Consider the following 17354-nt stretch of genomic DNA (forward strand, 5'->3'; position numbering starts at 1 on the left):
AAACCTAATTAGAAAATGCTGTCTCTAACATAAAAGGAATTGGATAAAAGCCTAATTAACTCAACCATTTGTTGGGATAAACCACCTTATTCATCGGCGTCTCATTCCAAGTAAACTTGTTATTTCAAGAATTGGTTGCTTTCCATGACTGATTTATTACCCAAGGTCATTTTCTGGATGCACACATGTGAAAAACTGCATAATATTTAGTCTTAGCGAGTCGGTACTGATAAATAAGCAATTCCTTTTGGATTGGAGCGAAAGGGCGGTGACTCCAGCGGAGGCCAACAGGATGTTGGTCACGAAGGCGTTGCCACACGATGTGGCGCTCCTAGCCTTGGTTCCTAAGTGAGTCAGGTGAGACTTCACAACGTACGCGCAAGCGGCGGTGAAGGCTCATCGCTCACCCCACGGAAAGCATCCGCCCTGAAGCGGAAATCCCAGAGGACACTTAACAGAGCTTTCTTACGACGCATTATCTCTATATTGCGATTAATATAGGCATACCTTATGTTGTTTGGTTATACATTTCCCAGAACATAAAAAAAGCAGGTAAAGGACAATTTCGTCCTTTACCTGCTTTTCAATCCATCGTAATATCGTATTTAAATTTATCACTTCGATACAGTATTTTCGTATGTTCGAGCACTTTGTTTGAAGCTACATCGATGCAATCACTTTCCACGACGATGAGCGGTACCATGCTTTTACAAGAAAGTAATTGTTGTTCCTCGGAAGTTGGAAACGTAATGCTTAACAAACTTTTTTGACTTGCAAATTCGCTGTAGCCGAGTTTTCGATAGTAAGCAAACATTGAATCAATCTTTGGACCGTCTTCCGCAATTTCCGGGAACATCTTATCACCCACATAGGAATAGTGAATGGCTATTGGTTCCCCGTTAATATACCGAATTCGTCCTATTTTATAAACATTATCCTCTTTGCTTGCGTTTATTTTTGGATAGAGTTGTTCGTTATACGCTATTTTTTCGCAGAGGATATTCTCTGTTTTTAAATGATACCCTGCTTCTTTCATTTTATCTGTAAAGCTTGTTTTTCCTGTTAAATGTAGCTGAATTTGAGTGGATGCTTCTTTTAAATAACGCCCTTTTCCTTGAACGGAGTAAATATATCCTCGTTCTTCTAATTTTATCAGTGCGTTCCTTACCGTCATTCTGGGCACTTTATAATTGGTAGCAAGTTTGTTTTCTGAAGGTAGTTTTTCCCCGTGCTTCATTGTTTTTGAAACGATTTGATACATGATGTCGTCGATAATTTGTGTTTCCATATCCGCTGAAATAGGGATCCCCCCTTGGTTTTGATCCTTTATTTTAGCTTCATTATACTATAACAATACCTACTATTTACAGAATGTATCTTTCTTCAATTACGTACATTAAGATCGTTTCCACCAATACAACTATCCCAAATATAGTTGCAAGTTTGCTTTTATCTGAAAAATATAAAGCTGCTACGGCTAGAGCAAATATAATAGATTGAAGTATAATTCTTAATGGAACTGACACTGGATGGGAAGCTTTTGGTGCGATAAAAGTCCCCCAAAACACTGCTATTAGGAGTGGGGTACCTAATCCTAATAAACTATTTATTAGCCATCCGCGATTCATATGAAAGCCCCAATAGGAAAAAGCCGCAAGTGTACATAATTCCATTAGAAAAAATAGACCTAATACTACATAGTAAACAGCCAGCACGATTAATCCCCTCCGAATTTCTTCTCAGTTTTTTGAACATATCCTTCTAATTGTTCAGCAGGGTTAAACACTGTGCTACCATGGCATACTTCGAGTCGCTTTGGTTTTAATTCCTTCACAATAGCACTACTTTGAATTGCTTCATCCATAAAAGGCGTGAACATAGGCGGATGTAACTTTCCTTTTTTGGAGTTAAAAAGGTCGCCTGCTAACAAAACCTTATCTTGCTCATGATAATACACGACATGACCTGGGGAGTGCCCTGGAGTCAAATATGGTGTTAGTCCATCAACTATTCTTAAGTTTCCAAACTGGTCTTCTAAAAGGGGTTGCGTTAATTGTTTAGGCAAATTGTATTCCAATTTCTTTCGTTTCGGATAAAGAAGTTCTCCTTCTAAATAAGGAATTTCCACTCGATGTGCATATACAGGCACCTCATTCTCAGCTACGATTGCCTTTACCGCTCCCACATGATCTGAATGACCGTGCGTTAAGAGGATTCGTTTTAGTGGTCCAGCATTCAGTTGTTTTATAAATTTCTTTATTGCTTTTGCCATCATCGGCATTCCAGCATCTACTAATGTGACCCCGTCTTCATCCACAACGACCCACACGTGAATAGGAACTATCATCCACGTTTTTAAGCTCCAAATATGTTCAGAAATCCTTTCCGCTTTCATCGTCATATCCCCTTATTTTAATTTTTCTTTGAAGCCCAATAAAAGTATTTCAATTGCAAGGTCAAACGTTGGCGTCAATCTCTCCATTAATACGTTAAGCGGTTCATGTTGATACGAATAAGTACTTAAAATACCATTCAACTGATAATAATAAATACGGGATAAGGTCAATAATTGTTCATCGTTTGGAATAGAAAGGCACTCCTGGATTACTACCTTCATCAGCGCAAAAATTTCCAATCGCAGTTTATTGATTTCTAGTTCTGGCACTTCTTCATCTACTCTTGAAGATTTTGCATTGAAAAAAACATCGTACATATTGCGATTGTTTAAGCAAAAGTAAATATATTCATGACTAATTTCTTTTAGTTTGTCTTCCGCTGAGGATGTACTTACTTTTGAAATTTGTTGCAATTGTTCATGTAATTCATGCAAAGAAGGCATAGAAAGCTGGTGCAGAAGCGCATCCTTATCTTTAAAATAAAGATAAATTGTTGTATGAGAACAACCCGCATCCTTAGCAATTTCTCGTATCGTTACTGCATCGTATCCCTTTTTGGCAAATAACTTTCCTGCTGATTGTAAAATCTGTTTTTTTGTTTCTTCTGAACGTTGCACTTGTTTACTTTTCATATAATCACTTCTTCCCACAAAACTAACCACTGGTTATAATATAACCAGTGGTTAGTTTTGTGTCAATATGATTTTTGAAGGAATTTTCTGTGATTTCTGTTGTTTTCCAACTAAAGCATTTACTTTTACAACTAAATATGAATTTTTTACAACTAAACCTAACATTTTTCCAACTAAATCTTTATGTGCCTATTAGATTTATATTTAGATGCAAAAAACCAGAAACGTTTACCTGTTTCTGGTTTTAATTCTTCATTTATTGTTGTGGGAATTTTAACGCCGTTATTTCATCTATATTCCCTTTCGAATCTCCGGAAAGTACATCCAAAAATATGGTAGTATCACCTAAACCATAAGAATATCTATAAGCTGTGTATGGATGTTCAATTAAATCTGCACTATCTGGTTCGCCAAGTACGCCTTTGAAATCTTCAATAGTAACTTTGTTTGGAATTTTGGATGTGAAGTAGAGGATTTCATCTTTATCGTCTGCTTTACATATGATGAAATCTTCATAGTCAGCACACAATCCACCCTCCATATTAAATTCTTCTTTTGGTTGGCCCATTTTTTCTTTCGTTTCTTCGTAGCTTGCTCCAAGGGTAATTGGGAATTTTTTTATTTTAGCATCACCTATAACATTCCAAAACTCTTCCTCAAATAAATTGGTTGAAATTTCTATATTATCCTCAGAATCAGTTTCTACATTCGATTCTTCATCGGTCTCTGGTAACGTTACAATGTCATTTGTTTCTGTTTCCTTTTCATTTTCAACCGGCTTATTTGTGTCTCCCTGACTACAAGCAGCAAGCAAAAAGAGAAGCGATAGGATAGAAATACTTTTTTTAATCACAAAATCTCTCCTTAATAGGTAAATATAGTATTATTTTTAGAATTCAAATAGTAATATTAACATGTTAGTAATTGCTTTAGAAGATTAGAAGTACACGGGTAAATTAGACTAAAAACCTATTAAAAAAAGCCAAGGAATCAACTGGATAATTGACTCTTGTTCCCATAGAAAAAACACCTCCGAATTGATAATTTAGGTATTGTATACCCGTATTTCAACGAAAGATGTTTTATTTGTCTCATTTTTCTAGGTCACTGCAGATTTCAAGTTTTGGGGGCTCTTATTATTTTCAGTTATTCCAGTTCCGATTCATCGATCCATAAAACATTTTCAAGGTCGATCACATCATTCCAAATAGAATTTCCATTTGGAAGTTTTATTGGGTCAATCACGTTGTCAACTTTATCATAAGGCAACCAACGAAAAGTAAAGTATTGTGGATAATTCATATAGTTAGTAAACAAACCCGACTCGCTTGGTGATAGTTTATTGGTTGACTGTATGATAGAAATCCATTCTTTTGGCATTTGCATGCTGCCATATGGATTTTCTGAAATGATTATTTTTTCTTCCATTTGAACACCTGGATAGTAATGCTCCACATTATTACTTACATAATAATTTCTTCTCTTCATCAAGTAAAGTTTCATGTAATCTACCTTAGTTTGTGTTGAAAAGTTCCACACTACCCGATAAGTGGATGGATCTTTTTTGTCTATCCTCCATACTAACGGCTGTCCGTTCGTAGTAACATATACAACTTTCCATTTTTGACTTTTCCATTCCCATAAGCTCATTCCATTAGCGTTCGCATCCGAAAGAAACGGAACATACACATGGCGATTATCTAGGAAAATAGTATTTAGAATAGCTCCGTCACCTGCTTGTGGAAAAACACTGCGTATCTCATCTATTGACTCCTCATTAGAGGGAAATGGCGTTGGTTTCGTAAAAGAAAATAAATAAAAGATTGTTCCAAAAAGCAAAACTCCAGCAATTCCTATAAAGCTCCATAACTTTTTCTTTGTCATATCATTTCCCCTCCTCTATAAGTGATTCGTCGGATTGAAAATAATACTGCTTTTTCGGAGTTGCTATTAAAAGCCCTTTTCCATCTTTTTCGATATAAATAGCCGCGCCTAATCCACTTCCCCATTTAGGCAAAGTATTTATAAGTAAATATGGAAATCGTTCTTTTCTTTTGTCAGCCCCCGCTTCCATATACGTTTCGTTATACCATTCATTACTAAAAAATGTTTTCGTTTTTAAATTATGTATAGGCTTCTGTAAGTTTTCCTTAACTACCATATGTTCTTTTGCAGATGGATGGATTGCAATAATCGATGCATTTTCAACATTTGATATATATGTTCGCGGTTCATTCTCAGGGTAGACGAAGTAATTGATAGGTATAGCAATTAATGCCGTACTTAAGAAAATGAAATTAGACCAAAAGCCTAGCCACGCATAATATCGATATTTCTCCCACAGTCCATCCTTTCTATTTAAAAATGCATATAAAATCCATACGCCAAGTGGTAAAATTGCAATCTGAACGAGTGTATCAAAGACATCCCAATTAATCGAAAAAGAAAAGAGCCCTATTAAGATGACAATAATTGTTTTCCAAGTTTTTGGCTGTTCCAATTGTTTTTTATAGATGCGAATTGCCAGTACCACAATGATTATCCAAGCTGCTATGGATGTCGCAATTTCTATGATATTTCCATTCCACAACAATATCATCCCCCTCGTTTCCTTAAATTCGACAAAACTTCCAGTATTACCTTCATAAATTAGGTAAAAAAGGCGTTACCATGAGTATATTCCGAATTGGAATACTCGATGACAACACCTTACATTTCCATCCTTATTTCCATCAACCCAAAATATCTCGTCTATTATAAGAGACGAACCCCACAATCGTTAGAACCATCGCTATTACTATCAACATGGAAAGCGTCATAACATTCATCTCTTCCACCGGAATCCGTGGAATATGCCCAAATGGTGTGAGTTTACTCACCCAATCGGGTAACTGAAGTAAACCTCCAAGATAAACGACAATGAACGAATATACAAAATATGCCCAAGTGAAGCCTGTGAATTGTGGAAATAAGCCTACCAATAATACTGCAAGACCAATCATCATCCACATGGCAGGCAAATAAACAAGCGCTGATTCTAAGATTGTACTAATAGAAATTGCATCGGCCATCACTGCTAAACCTGCGGACCATAATCCAATTATCGCCAACAATAACATCCCCAAGCTAATAACCATCGAAACTACAAAATAACTTCCCATTACCTTTGTTCGCGATACTGCTCGACTTAATAAATGCTCCGTATGATTCTTCTTCTCCTCGCTCTTTAACTTGAAAATTGTCATTATTGCAGGAATTGTACTAAACATTGCCATTATCATCATTAACACAGGGATAAACTGCTCTGTTAATGAAAATCCTTCCATTGGTTTTATTAAAGCATCCATTATGTCTATATCTTTATAAAAAGATTCTAAATCTCCTAAAACAGAGCCATAGGATGCACCCAAAATAAACATCCCGATTGCCCAAGCGATTAGTCCCGTACGCTGAATTCTTAGTGCAAGACCAATTGGGCTTTGCAGAAGGTTTGAAGCATGTATTTTGCCCGGCTTTGCAGGTAAAAATCCTGCATCTAAGTCACGAATGGAATTCAAATAGAATGCAAGTATCATTAAAAGAAATGCTAAACCTAACAACAATAAAATCGGCGACCAGTAATTGTAAACATACGTTTCCGTTTTTATTATCATCCCTAATGGTGAAAACCAGGAAAGTGTTCCACTGCCAACATCACCTATTGCACGAATCAAATACGCCAGCACAAGCACAGCGAAGCTTAACCCTATCGTCCCACGAGAGTTCTCGGACAGTTGAGCAAATATAGCCGTAATAGCTGCGAAAAAAATTCCCGTTCCACCTAATGCTGCTCCATATAATAGCGATCCCTGTAAATCTATACTGTCGAGCTTCAATACATACATAGCAAACGCCATGATGAATACTAACAATATGTTTGTTCCAATAACTACTAGAACAGTCGCACTCAAATTCGACAAACGTCCAACAGGTAGAGCACGGACCATTTCCATTTGGCCATCCTCTTCCTCCGTGCGAGTGTGCTTTGCAACAAGCAAAATACTCATGATAGCTACCGCTATAGCAGTAAAAAGTAGCATTTGGTGAGCCATCATTGCACCATTTGTATAATTATCTAGCCCTTCGCTAGGACCAACCATTGCGGTCATTGCAGGGTTCAACATTGTTTGTGCAATTGCCTGTCTTTCCTCCGTAGTTTTGTACAAATTCGAAAATGCGGAAGCCGTGCTACAAGTTATTAGTACTAATGCGATAATCCAAATAACAATCCGTAAACGATCCTGACGTAATTGAAATCGTACAAGTATCCCTGCATGTTTGAACAGCTGTTTTGACATTAGAGTACGCCTCCCGCTCCCTCGTAATGGCGCATAAACAAATCTTCTAATGTAGGGGGGGTACTTTCTAGCCTTACAATGCCAAACTGGCTAATATGTCTAATCACACTATCCAAATATTCTGCGTCTACTTGAAATGAAAGCGTCCGATTCTTTTCTTCCATTGCATATACTCCTATAAACTCACTTAATCCGAGAATCGGTAGTTTCGTTTCGACAACTAAATTTGTTCTGGTTAAATGACGTAAATCATTTAGAGTACCTGTTTCGATCATTTTACCTTCACGAATGATCCCTACTCTGTCACATAATTTTTCAACTTCCGATAAAATGTGACTGGATAGTAGTATGCTTTTCCCATTTTCCTTGGCATCCATTACACATTCTTGAAACACTCTTTCCATCAGTGGATCTAATCCTGATGTCGGTTCATCTAATATATATAAGTCAGCACCCGATGCAAATGCTGCTACTAATGCAACCTTTTGGCGATTTCCTTTTGAATACGTTCTACACTTTTTAGATGGATCTAATTGAAACCTTTCAATCATTTCTTCGCGCCGGCTCTTATTTGTCGCACCTCGCAATTTCATCAAAAGATCGATCACTTCTCCGCCTGTTAAGTTCGGCCATAAATTTACATCGCCAGGCACATAGGCAATACGCTTATGAATATCAACGGCATCTCTCCAAGCATCCAATCCAAAAATAGTGGCTTCACCTTCTGTTGCTTTAATCATTCCAAGTAGCAATCGAATAGTCGTGGACTTACCTGCTCCATTTGGACCGATGAACCCATACACTTCCCCTTCGTTCACATCGAGATTTACAGAATCTAGAGCAGTCAACTTTCCAAACTTTTTTGTTAAGTTAGTCGTTTTAACAATCGTCAAGTTTCTCACCCTTCCCTTATTTGTGAAAACAGGTTCGTATCATATCTAGATAACTATAAAACTCCTCTATATATGGCCAATAGTCCAGTTCATTCAATTCCTGACCTTTCAAACGTCGCCTTAACTCATTTTCATAACCTTCAATTGACCACCGGATTAAATTAAATGCCCTTTGAATGTCTATACCCTCTTTAAAAAGTGTAGAATCGATTTTCCCAAAAATTTTAGCGTATCCTGTTTCGTGCAACGACTCTATCCGAGATTTTATGTTCTCATCGATTTGATTATTCAATAGAATAGTTCCTATAAAATTGATGGCATCTGGATATTTCGAAAGAAACTCCATTTTAACTACTACAATTTGTTTCATTCTTTCAAATAAATCCGGCTCATTTTCATCAATTGCACTAAAATATTCCTCTTCCACAACTTTCAAACAATATTCCATTAAGTACAAATAAAGATCCTGTTTATTGTTAAAATAATAAAAGAGCATTCCTTTTCCAATTCCAGCTTGCTTTACTATTTGATTTGTGGAGGCTAATTCAAAACCCTTTTCCTTAAATTCTTTTAACGCAGCGTCTATAATTCTTTTTTGTTTACTAGCATCCAAATTTTCAAATGACTTTGTAATTCCGAATCACCCCTATATGTCATTAGTTTATATTCAAAATAGTAATATTAGACCAGCTCGGTCGATAAAAGTATGGTATATATCGACCGAACTAGTATATGGTCTGAATTTTCCACCTGTTTTATTTACCATAACCAATTGAAAGTTGGAGCCACACACTAACTTTTTGTTATACCACTTTTTTGAGGTTATTATTAACTCACATACGAAAAGGTAATTACATAAAAACGGAGGTTGTTAAATGAGTAAATTATTTCAAGTCGATTACCCAACTCCTATTGGGGTTTTGGAAATCATCGGTACAGAGGAAGCAATAAGTTCTATTATGTTTGCTGAGCAGGATGTTGTTGTACATTCGTTACAGGAGGAAACCCCAGCTGTACTTAAAGAATGCTATGTTCAGATGGATGAATATTTTAAAGGCGAGCGACGAGCGTTTTCATTTCCTTATACTAGTATTGGGACAGAATTCCAAAAAAGTGTATGGAATGCGTTATTGACTATCCCTTATGCGGAAACTGGATCTTATAAAGACATTGCGATTAGCATTGGAAATGAAAAAGCCATTCGTGCTGTAGGAAGTGCAAACGGCAAAAATAAACTAAGTATCGTAGTTCCTTGTCATCGAATTATCGGTTCTGATGGGAAACTAACTGGATATGCAGGTGGCGTGTGGAGAAAAGAATGGTTACTTGCGCATGAAAAAGGCATTACTAAACTTCCAATATGATTGCTGGGCTTTTTTCACTTTTTCAGTTGCTAGTTTATCCTTTTTAACGGTATGGAATATGGGATATTTTAATAGGTACCGTTGGATATCCTACATTTTTTAAATAATAGTTAAGGCTTCTAGCTGTAAACTCATTTGTTCCAGAAGGACCGACTGTTATTTGATTGATCGGGAGTTGGTTATCATTTTGCGTCACTTTGTTATGCGTTAGCAATTCGATATAGGGCAAAATAATATTATCGCGGGCACGGAATTTCAATTCGTGTTGATAAGGCATGCTTTTGGAGTTTGTTACGATGATTCGCCATTCTTTTTCTTCGGAGAAAGTAGAATGTTTGAATAGCGGCAAGAAGTACCCGATTGTTCTCGCTACTTCTTTCGGTGAATATGCTAGTTTGTCAGCATTCATTTCAATACTAGCTAACGCGACTTCGATGATACGATGAATGATCTGCTGTTGTAATTGATGGTTGTAAATGACTTTTCGTGGAAAGAAGTTTTCTTCGCTTAGATGAAAAGAGACGTCAAAAAGAGCAGCATAGTCAAAACCAATTGATACACCATATTTGCTACGACTATATCCCCTCCATTGACTAAGTAAATCTTCACTTTCACAAAAAGATACGACAAAAATGTCCGTATCTTGTTCTTCTAAAATTGTAAATACTTTCTCCAAATAGGCACGTTTTGGATTTTCTTTTGGAAATTCCTGCATTAAATTTTGTACAATTGCTTCACATATTTCCAAGCCATGGCTATATTCTTTGGAATCATTCATAAATTTTATATGAGAAGCCCAAAATGTCTTGTTGCTAATTATCCCTTGGGCTCCTTCTAGATCCGTGTAATGATACAATGCGGTAATATCTTTCGTGAAATGCGTTTTGAATTCTTTACTAATGAATGGAATAAGTGACTTAGAATCGATTGGGCGGTTATTCATTATAGATTGAAACTGTTCATTCGACATCTTTATTCCTCCACTCTCGTAGTTCTTCTGGCTTCATCGGCTTTGCAAAGTAGTAACCTTGAATAATTGGATTTTTACATGTGGCGACTAAAAACTCTACTTGTTCCTTCGTTTCGACCCCTTCAAATACGATGCTTAAGTCTAATGACTCTCCAAGTCCAATAATCGCTTGAATAATCGATGAATCCTTTTTTGAATGCGGTATTTCATCGATGAACGACTTATCTATTTTTAGCGTAGATATCGGCATCTGCTTTAAATAGGATAAAGAAGAGACACCTGTACCGAAATCGTCTAATGCTACGGAGAATCCTTCTTGGCGAAAAATGCTTACTGCTCGCATCGCTTCGCCAATATTTTTCACAAAACTTGTTTCTGTAATCTCAAGCTCTAATTGCACTGGTTTCACATCATAATCGTTCAAAGTGCGTTTTAATACTTCTAATAAACGCAGAGAAGTGACATACTGACCTGGAATATTAATCGCTGCTTGACCAAAAGGAAGTTCCTCGACATTCCATATGGAAATTTGACGACAGACAAGCTTAATAATCCAATCCGTCACTTCAATCATTCGATCATGTTTTTCTAAAATAGGAATGAAGACGCCTGGTGAGAGCATTCCATAAACAGGATGATTCCACCTTAGTAATGTTTCCACTCCCATTATTTCATTTGTTGGCATACTAACTTTAGGCTGAAATACAAGATATAGTTCACCTTTATACATTGCACTTAATACATCATCTACAATTTCTCTTTCAAACGTATATGTATGAATAGATGGATCATACGAAACTACCTCATGGTTGTATTGAAGGGATGGGTGATTTAAAACACTTAGCGCATTTGCGTAAATACTCGATGCTTCATCATAATTATATGCTTTTGAAATTGCACATATAGCTTTGATCGTCACTTCCTGATTGCGAATAGAAAGCGGCTGACGAAGTAATTGCGCTACTTTCTCCATCTCTTCTCGCATTTGTTTTTCTTCATAAATATCCCTCGTCAAAAAAGCAAAACGATTGCCTTCTATTCGGTATAAGTCCACCATTTTGGAAGTGGATGACTCTAACAATTTTGCAACCCATTGTATAACCTCGTCGCCAAACTGGTAATCATACTCTCTATTCACTTTTTCAAAATCATGTATATGCCAAATTGCTAAATGCTCAGGAAATACCGGCTTACTTAACTTTTGCTCAAATAAACGACGATTCGGTAATTTTGTTAACACATCAAAATAATTGGCTCGGTATCCTACATAACGATCGACCAGGCTAGAAAATAGTAAGGATCCAAGTAAAACAATCATTCCAGTAGTTACGCTTATTGCAACTCCATTCATGTTCATCCTATGCATGTGCTTCGGATCCGGAATAAAGTCATTTGGAACGTAAAAGGTAATAGCAGCCATCCCTGTGTAATGCATACTGGAAACAGCAAGTCCCATAACGATAGCCGTTATTAACTGGATAAATCGATTTACTACAAATCGATGGAAACTAGAAAATACATACACTGCTGTAACAGAAACAATCACTGCAATGCTAATAGATGCTACAAACAAACCTTTATCATATGCATATAGAACATCCATCTCCATTGCATACATTCCTATGTAATGCATGGTAGATATGCCCAATCCCATTACAGCACCAGCAAATGTATACGCCCAAAAAGTTCTCTTCGAGCGATTAGATATATAAAACGCAAAAAATGATGCGATCATAGCTGGTATAACTGATACAACCGTTAATAGTCTATGAAACTGCATTTCAACTGGCAATGAATAAGCACTCATTCCTATAAAATGCATGGACCATATTCCAAAACCCATTGCGATAGATGCTAACATTAGCCAAATATTTCGAGGAATAAAACTATTTTTTTGCGCTCGATCATTCATTGATATTGCTGTATAAGAAGCAACTGTAGCTATAATAACCGACAAGAAAACAAGTAAAATGGAATAACTTCCATGTAATTCGATAAATTGTTCTCCAGAAGGAGTAGTGAACATGCTCGTCACTCTTTTCTACATATTCGATATTGTTTATGATTTGAAAAAATAATCACCCTCCTTGTATCGGCTCAGTGAGAATTTTGTTTAGAATCTACATATGAGATAGGAGAGGTCAAAAAAGCACAGAATATTACTCCTGTGCTTGTTTTTCTTCTATATTGTCACTAATTAAGCTCGCTAGTATTTTTAAACTACTCTATTCTCAGGCTCTTTGTTCTCCAAAACTGCTTCAATAGCTTCCGCATTCATCTGCATCATAGCCATGCGGGTGTGAATACTTGCACTCCCTATGTGAGGTAATACAGTTACGTTTGGCAATGTTAGGAGTGGATGATCCAGTGGCACCGGTTCGACTTCAAATACATCAAGTCCAGCAGCCCATATTTTATTTGTAGTTAACGCTTCGTATAGTGCTTGTTCGTCAATAATTCCACCACGTGCAACGTTAATAATTGCAGCAGTTTCTTTCATCAAGCCTAGCTCACGTTCTCCAATTAATCCTTTTGTTTCTGGTGTTAACGGTGTTAATAAAACAACAAAATCCGATTCTTGAAGAAGTGTGTCGAGTTCTACATACGAAAAACCAAATTGTTCCTCTGTCTCGATTTTGCGAGTGCGATTATGGTAAAGTACTTTCATATTAAACCCTTTTGCACGTCTTGCTACTGCTTCACCGATACGCCCCATACCGATAATTCCAAGTGTGGCACCAAACATATCCATACCAGTAAGGCCCATTGGTGTCCATGATTTCCACTTACCAGCACGAAGAGCACGTTCTGCTTCTGTAACGCGTCGAGCGGTCGCTAAAAGCAAGGCAAATGTCAGATCCGCTGTTGTTTCCGTTAGAACCCCAGGTGTATTTGTGACAATGATGCCGTGCTCTTTTGCTGCTTCGATATCAATATTATTGTAGCCAACTGCTAGGTTACTAATTATTTTTAAGTTCGGTAGACTTTCTATCATTTCACGATCTACTTTATCTGAAAGCATTGTCCAAAGTGCATGTGCATCTTTTGCTTCTGTTTTTAATTCATCGTAAGTCATTTGAATTTCTTCGCTATACCACATCGTTACATCGAACTTTTCTTTTAATGGATTTACTATTTCATCTGGTAATTTTCGAGTAATAAATATTTTTTTCAAACTTCAAACCTCCAAACGTTCTAATAATTTAAGCATGGACGAGTTAATGAAATTTTTCAACTATATTTACAATATTTTTTTCGTAAGGTATACTTGGGGCACATTTAAAAAACTACATACCGTTTCTGCACTAGGGGTGCCCATTATGGCTGAGATGCGAGCGTTTGCTCCGATCCCTTATAACTCGATCAGGATAATACCTGCGTGAGGAAGTGCGGTGACTTTCCGATTTTTTCATATTGGATAAGTGGCTGCATCTTCACGGATGTAGTCTTTTTTTTATGAAAATTTATCGGGAGGTTTTTTATTATGCAATGCGGTTTAAGCCCTATCGTTGGATTTCGTTTTTCGCTACATCCAATGACCAATGATTTTATTTCTGTAATTAAAGGAGTGCTTCAAGAAACGGATACGTCGAATGTGTGGATGCATACAGATGATGTGTCCACGGTCATTCGCGGGAAACAAGTGCATGTGTTTAATGTCGCAAAAGCACTAACACTACACGCAGCCAAAACAGGAGTACATGTTGCGTTATCAGGGACTTTTTCTGCTGGCTGTCCGGGTGATTCTGCAGGAGACGCGTATTTAGATAAAGGAGATGAAGTCGCAAATAACGATCTAACGAAGCAATACGTGTCTTCTCAGTTTGCGTTGTATCCAATGAATAACCCCAATTATATGGACGTCATATATCGTGAAGTAGACCGTGCAAAAGAACGTGGCGTTTTCAACGAATCGATGCATTATGCAAGCGGTATTCACGGAGATATTCATGATGTGTTCGCATTTTACGAGGAGACATTTACGCGCGCCCGCCCCGAAGAACACAAACATTTAGTAATGACGGTTTCGATGAGTATTAATAGTCCTTCGCACGGAGGTCTTTAGTATGTTGAACTCTTGGAAGTTAAAAGAGATTGTACTGATGTCTTTATTTGCAGTCGTGTTTGGGATCGTATATTTGTTGTTTTTGCATGTCGGCAATATTTGGGCAGGGTTTATCGGTCCTATTGCGTATGAATGGATTTTTGGTATTTGGTTTATCGTATCAATTATATGTATGTACATTATTCGTAAACCCGGTGCTGCTGTGGTTTCGGAGACGATTGCTGCAGCGATTGAGGTCTTACTTGGAAATGCAGTTGGCCCTCGCTTAATACTTTCTGGTGTGGTGCAAGGTTTAGGGGCGGAAGCGGTGTTTGCTACTACCCGTTACAAACTTTTTGATATGTGGGTACTGATGCTAGCAGGGGTCGGGTCTTCGATATTTAGTTTTGTTTATGGGTATTTTTTAGGCGGTTTTGCAGTTTATAGCACTGGTTACGTAGCTCTGATGTTTGGAATACGAATCTTAAGCGGAGCATTACTAGCCGGGGTGGGTGGTAAAGCAGTTGCTGATGGGCTACTTGCGACTGGTTCACTTCGTGGATATGCGATTGCACGTGCGAAAAAAGGTGAGGCTAGTGCATGAGGTTATTCGGTTTGAAAAAGTGAGTTTTCGTTATCCAGATGAGGAAAAATGGATACTGGAAGATCTCTCACTTACCATTCAGCGCGATGAAAGAGTAGTTATCACTGGTCCGAGTGGTTGTGGAAAGACGACATTGCTATATTTGTGTAATCGCTTGTATCCAGATAATTGTGATGGCATTTTATCCGGTAAAGTGAAACTTTTTGACAAAGATAGCCTTTCTTTTATTCCCGGGGAAATAAATCATCGAATTGCGACAGTTTTTCAGGATCCGGATACGCAGTTTTGCATGCAAACAGTCGAAGAAGAGCTTGCTTTTACATTGGAAAACTTACATGTGGAACGAGAAGAAATGGAGAAAAGGATTCGTGAAGTGTTGGCACTGACTGATTTAACCGAGTTTCGCTATGCAGTTATCCAAAAGCTTTCCGGCGGTCAGAAACAGCGTATTGCTGCTGCATGTGCACTTGTCATGGAACCCGAAGTTTTGTTGTTAGATGAACCGCTTGCTCACCTAGACCCGTATACCGCTAAAAAATACGTCGAATGGTTAGATGAACTCCAACAAAAAAGAGCAATGACGATAGTTGCTATTGAGCATAGGCTCGATTTATGGGGAAACTTTTTTGAAAGAAGCATTTCTTTGAATAAAGCTACAGTACCTACTCCCTTTGACAAGCGGAAAAGTAGTAAACAAGATGACGTTTCATTAGTAGTTGATAAAGTACGAACAAAGTCTTTTTTACAAGAAACTACTTTTGCGTTAAATCATGGGGAAATAGCAGTGCTTGCCGGGCCAAATGGAAGTGGTAAGTCGACGCTTTTGAAAGCATTATGTCGGCTAATTCCATCGAGTGGAACTGTACAACCTTCGCGCATAGGGTATGTTCCCCAGTCTCCTGAGTTTTTATTTCTAACGAAAAATGTGCGGGATGAGGTTGGATTTGGCAGCGGGAATAACGTGGATGAAATGTTGTATCGATTACAGTTGTTACCTATTGCGGATGCACATCCTTTTACCATTAGTCATGGACAAAAGCGACGCGTGGCAATTGCAGCGATGCTTTCGGACGGGCGAGAGGTTATTTTGATGGATGAACCTACTTCCGGACAGGATGCTCAGGCTTTATCCGAGTTATTTCGATTAATCGATGAGCGTGCTCGGGAAGGTACGACGTTTTTAATTGCTACACATGATATGGATTTTGCTTATTGTTTAGCTGATTCAATTTTATTAATGAATGACGGGCAGTTAACTGGGAAATTTGAAGCCAATACGGTGTGGGAAGATGAGCAATTATTATTGGATCATCATCTACTACCTCCGAAAGAGATGATGCGTCGTGAAGAATGCTTTGCATAAAATGAACCCATCTGTGAAATTTTTGTCGATTACCGTTTGTATGTTTACGATGGCATTCTTTTTTGACCCTTTGACGCCGTTAGTGTTTTGGATTGGTGTACTCGTGCTACAAGTTTTCTTTAGTCGGATTATCTGGAAAACATGGTTACTGTTTATGTTGCCTTTTTTTATAACCGCTTTCGGGTATTTTTGGACGACACTTGTTTTTGCGGAAGATCAGTCAGGGCCTGTTGTTTGGTCTATTTGGAATGTGCAAATTACTGAAACGCAATTGAATCATGCACTATCTTTGAGTTTTCGGGTACTAGCATTTTCTAGTTTATCTTTATTATTTGCTTTGACAACGAATCCCGTGACGTTCATTTTGAGTTTAATGCAGCAGTTAAGACTGTCTCCTAAAATTGCATATGGTGTGTTGGTCGGTTATCAGTTTTTACCTGTTTTAAAGGATGAATTTGTGCAAATCGGGCAAGCACATCGATTAAGGGGTGCTTCTCGGGAGAAAAATGCATTGCAGCGATTGCTTGGTGTTCGAAGAATTTTAATCCCTATGCTTGCTGGTGCTGTCCGGAAGGCTGAACGCGCGGCATTTGCAATGGAAGCAAGGGGGTTTACTGGTGAACGGAGAAGTAGTTATTTCCAAGTGATTTCGATAGGGAAAGTGGATATTGTGCTGGTTGTTTTGTTTTTAGTTGTGTTAGTTTTAAGCTGTACGAATGGGCTTTGGCTTAGTTTTTAATAATGTGCTCC

18 protein-coding genes and 1 riboswitch are annotated in these 17354 nt (G+C 37.7%); of the genes, 5 read left to right on the forward strand and 13 right to left on the reverse strand.

All coding sequences use genetic code 11. The features are described 5' to 3' along the window. Positions 1–583 precede the first annotated feature (583 nt). From ACIQYS_RS12285 to ACIQYS_RS12330, 10 genes are all read right to left on the reverse strand, one after another. Positions 584–1288, reverse strand: coding sequence for a GntR family transcriptional regulator (locus tag ACIQYS_RS12285; protein WP_402979920.1), 705 nt, complete (start codon positions 1286–1288; stop codon positions 584–586). Between the two features lie 76 nt (positions 1289–1364). Then, entirely contained in the window at positions 1365–1715 is a 351-nt protein-coding gene (locus ACIQYS_RS12290) for a YrdB family protein (protein ID WP_402979923.1), read from the reverse strand. 2 nt (positions 1716–1717) lie between these two features. Then, positions 1718–2395, reverse strand: a complete 678-nt coding sequence (locus tag ACIQYS_RS12295; protein ID WP_402979926.1) for an MBL fold metallo-hydrolase — start codon at positions 2393–2395, stop codon at positions 1718–1720. Between the two features lie 12 nt (positions 2396–2407). Beyond that, positions 2408–3028: a TetR/AcrR family transcriptional regulator gene (locus ACIQYS_RS12300; RefSeq protein WP_402979929.1), complete on the reverse strand. Its 621-nt coding sequence runs from the start codon at positions 3026–3028 to the stop codon at positions 2408–2410. 256 nt (positions 3029–3284) lie between these two features. After that, positions 3285–3881, reverse strand: coding sequence for a hypothetical protein (locus ACIQYS_RS12305; RefSeq protein WP_402979932.1), 597 nt, complete (start codon positions 3879–3881; stop codon positions 3285–3287). 293 nt (positions 3882–4174) lie between these two features. After that, entirely contained in the window at positions 4175–4912 is a 738-nt protein-coding gene (locus ACIQYS_RS12310) for a hypothetical protein (protein WP_402979937.1), read from the reverse strand. 1 nt (position 4913) lies between these two features. Continuing rightward, on the reverse strand, positions 4914–5618 hold the full coding sequence (locus ACIQYS_RS12315; RefSeq protein ID WP_402979940.1) for a hypothetical protein: 705 nt from the start codon (positions 5616–5618) through the stop codon (positions 4914–4916). 142 nt (positions 5619–5760) lie between these two features. Beyond that, entirely contained in the window at positions 5761–7365 is a 1605-nt protein-coding gene (locus ACIQYS_RS12320) for an ABC transporter permease (protein ID WP_402979943.1), read from the reverse strand. Further along, positions 7365–8258: an ABC transporter ATP-binding protein gene (locus ACIQYS_RS12325; protein WP_402979946.1), complete on the reverse strand. Its 894-nt coding sequence runs from the start codon at positions 8256–8258 to the stop codon at positions 7365–7367. Before ACIQYS_RS12325 ends, ACIQYS_RS12320 begins: the two co-directional genes overlap by 1 nt. A gap of 16 nt (positions 8259–8274) precedes the next feature. Continuing rightward, positions 8275–8871 (reverse strand): TetR/AcrR family transcriptional regulator, encoded by a 597-nt coding sequence (locus tag ACIQYS_RS12330; RefSeq protein ID WP_402979949.1) that lies wholly within the window; start codon positions 8869–8871, stop codon positions 8275–8277. 262 nt (positions 8872–9133) lie between these two features. Between ACIQYS_RS12330 and ACIQYS_RS12335 the strand changes: the two genes are divergently transcribed. Further along, the gene (locus ACIQYS_RS12335) at positions 9134–9622 is read left to right on the forward strand and encodes a methylated-DNA--[protein]-cysteine S-methyltransferase (protein ID WP_402979952.1); all 489 of its coding nucleotides are present in this window, start codon (positions 9134–9136) and stop codon (positions 9620–9622) included. 43 nt (positions 9623–9665) lie between these two features. Here the strand turns inward: ACIQYS_RS12335 and ACIQYS_RS12340 are convergent, their stop codons facing one another. From ACIQYS_RS12340 to ACIQYS_RS12350, 3 genes are all read right to left on the reverse strand, one after another. Then, positions 9666–10592 (reverse strand): DUF2971 domain-containing protein, encoded by a 927-nt coding sequence (locus tag ACIQYS_RS12340; protein WP_402979955.1) that lies wholly within the window; start codon positions 10590–10592, stop codon positions 9666–9668. Next, a complete protein-coding gene (locus ACIQYS_RS12345) occupies positions 10582–12618 on the reverse strand; it encodes a bifunctional diguanylate cyclase/phosphodiesterase (RefSeq protein WP_402979958.1) in 2037 nt (678 codons plus the stop codon). The genes ACIQYS_RS12340 and ACIQYS_RS12345 overlap by 11 nt, the downstream gene beginning before the upstream one ends. Before the next feature lie 189 nt (positions 12619–12807). After that, a complete protein-coding gene (locus ACIQYS_RS12350; RefSeq protein WP_402979961.1) occupies positions 12808–13767 on the reverse strand; it encodes a 2-hydroxyacid dehydrogenase in 960 nt (319 codons plus the stop codon). A 122-nt stretch (positions 13768–13889) separates the two neighbouring features. Then, positions 13890–13995: riboswitch (TPP riboswitch) on the forward strand. Positions 13996–14076: 81 nt separating this feature from the next. Between ACIQYS_RS12350 and ACIQYS_RS12355 the strand changes: the two genes are divergently transcribed. From ACIQYS_RS12355 to ACIQYS_RS12370, 4 genes are read left to right on the forward strand one after another with little or no spacing between them, the layout of a single operon-like run. Next, the gene (locus tag ACIQYS_RS12355; RefSeq protein ID WP_402979964.1) at positions 14077–14658 is read left to right on the forward strand and encodes a YkoF family thiamine/hydroxymethylpyrimidine-binding protein; all 582 of its coding nucleotides are present in this window, start codon (positions 14077–14079) and stop codon (positions 14656–14658) included. A 4-nt stretch (positions 14659–14662) separates the two neighbouring features. Further along, positions 14663–15241 (forward strand): ECF transporter S component, encoded by a 579-nt coding sequence (locus tag ACIQYS_RS12360; protein ID WP_402980166.1) that lies wholly within the window; start codon positions 14663–14665, stop codon positions 15239–15241. Next, positions 15234–16604, forward strand: coding sequence for an ABC transporter ATP-binding protein (locus tag ACIQYS_RS12365; protein ID WP_402979967.1), 1371 nt, complete (start codon positions 15234–15236; stop codon positions 16602–16604). The genes ACIQYS_RS12360 and ACIQYS_RS12365 overlap by 8 nt, the downstream gene beginning before the upstream one ends. Beyond that, positions 16585–17343, forward strand: a complete 759-nt coding sequence (locus tag ACIQYS_RS12370; RefSeq protein WP_402979970.1) for an energy-coupling factor transporter transmembrane component T family protein — start codon at positions 16585–16587, stop codon at positions 17341–17343. The genes ACIQYS_RS12365 and ACIQYS_RS12370 overlap by 20 nt, the downstream gene beginning before the upstream one ends. Positions 17344–17354: the final 11 nt, after the last annotated feature.

Source organism: Psychrobacillus sp. NPDC096426 (assembly GCF_044762745.1).
In the GTDB taxonomy this organism is placed as follows: domain Bacteria; phylum Bacillota; class Bacilli; order Bacillales_A; family Planococcaceae; genus Psychrobacillus.

Excerpts from the sequence above, each read along its gene's own strand:
- ACIQYS_RS12285 (WP_402979920.1), bottom strand. The coding sequence starts at position 1,288 with ATGGAAACACAAATTATCGACGACATCATGTATCAAATCGTTTCAAAA.
- ACIQYS_RS12295 (WP_402979926.1), bottom strand. The coding sequence starts at position 2,395 with ATGAAAGCGGAAAGGATTTCTGAACATATTTGGAGCTTAAAAACGTGG.
- ACIQYS_RS12300 (WP_402979929.1), bottom strand. The coding sequence starts at position 3,028 with ATGAAAAGTAAACAAGTGCAACGTTCAGAAGAAACAAAAAAACAGATT.
- ACIQYS_RS12310 (WP_402979937.1), bottom strand. The coding sequence starts at position 4,912 with ATGACAAAGAAAAAGTTATGGAGCTTTATAGGAATTGCTGGAGTTTTG.
- ACIQYS_RS12320 (WP_402979943.1), bottom strand. The coding sequence starts at position 7,365 with ATGTCAAAACAGCTGTTCAAACATGCAGGGATACTTGTACGATTTCAA.
- ACIQYS_RS12335 (WP_402979952.1), top strand. The coding sequence starts at position 9,134 with ATGAGTAAATTATTTCAAGTCGATTACCCAACTCCTATTGGGGTTTTG.
- ACIQYS_RS12340 (WP_402979955.1), bottom strand. The coding sequence starts at position 10,592 with ATGTCGAATGAACAGTTTCAATCTATAATGAATAACCGCCCAATCGAT.
- ACIQYS_RS12345 (WP_402979958.1), bottom strand. The coding sequence starts at position 12,618 with ATGTTCACTACTCCTTCTGGAGAACAATTTATCGAATTACATGGAAGT.
- ACIQYS_RS12355 (WP_402979964.1), top strand. The coding sequence starts at position 14,077 with ATGCAATGCGGTTTAAGCCCTATCGTTGGATTTCGTTTTTCGCTACAT.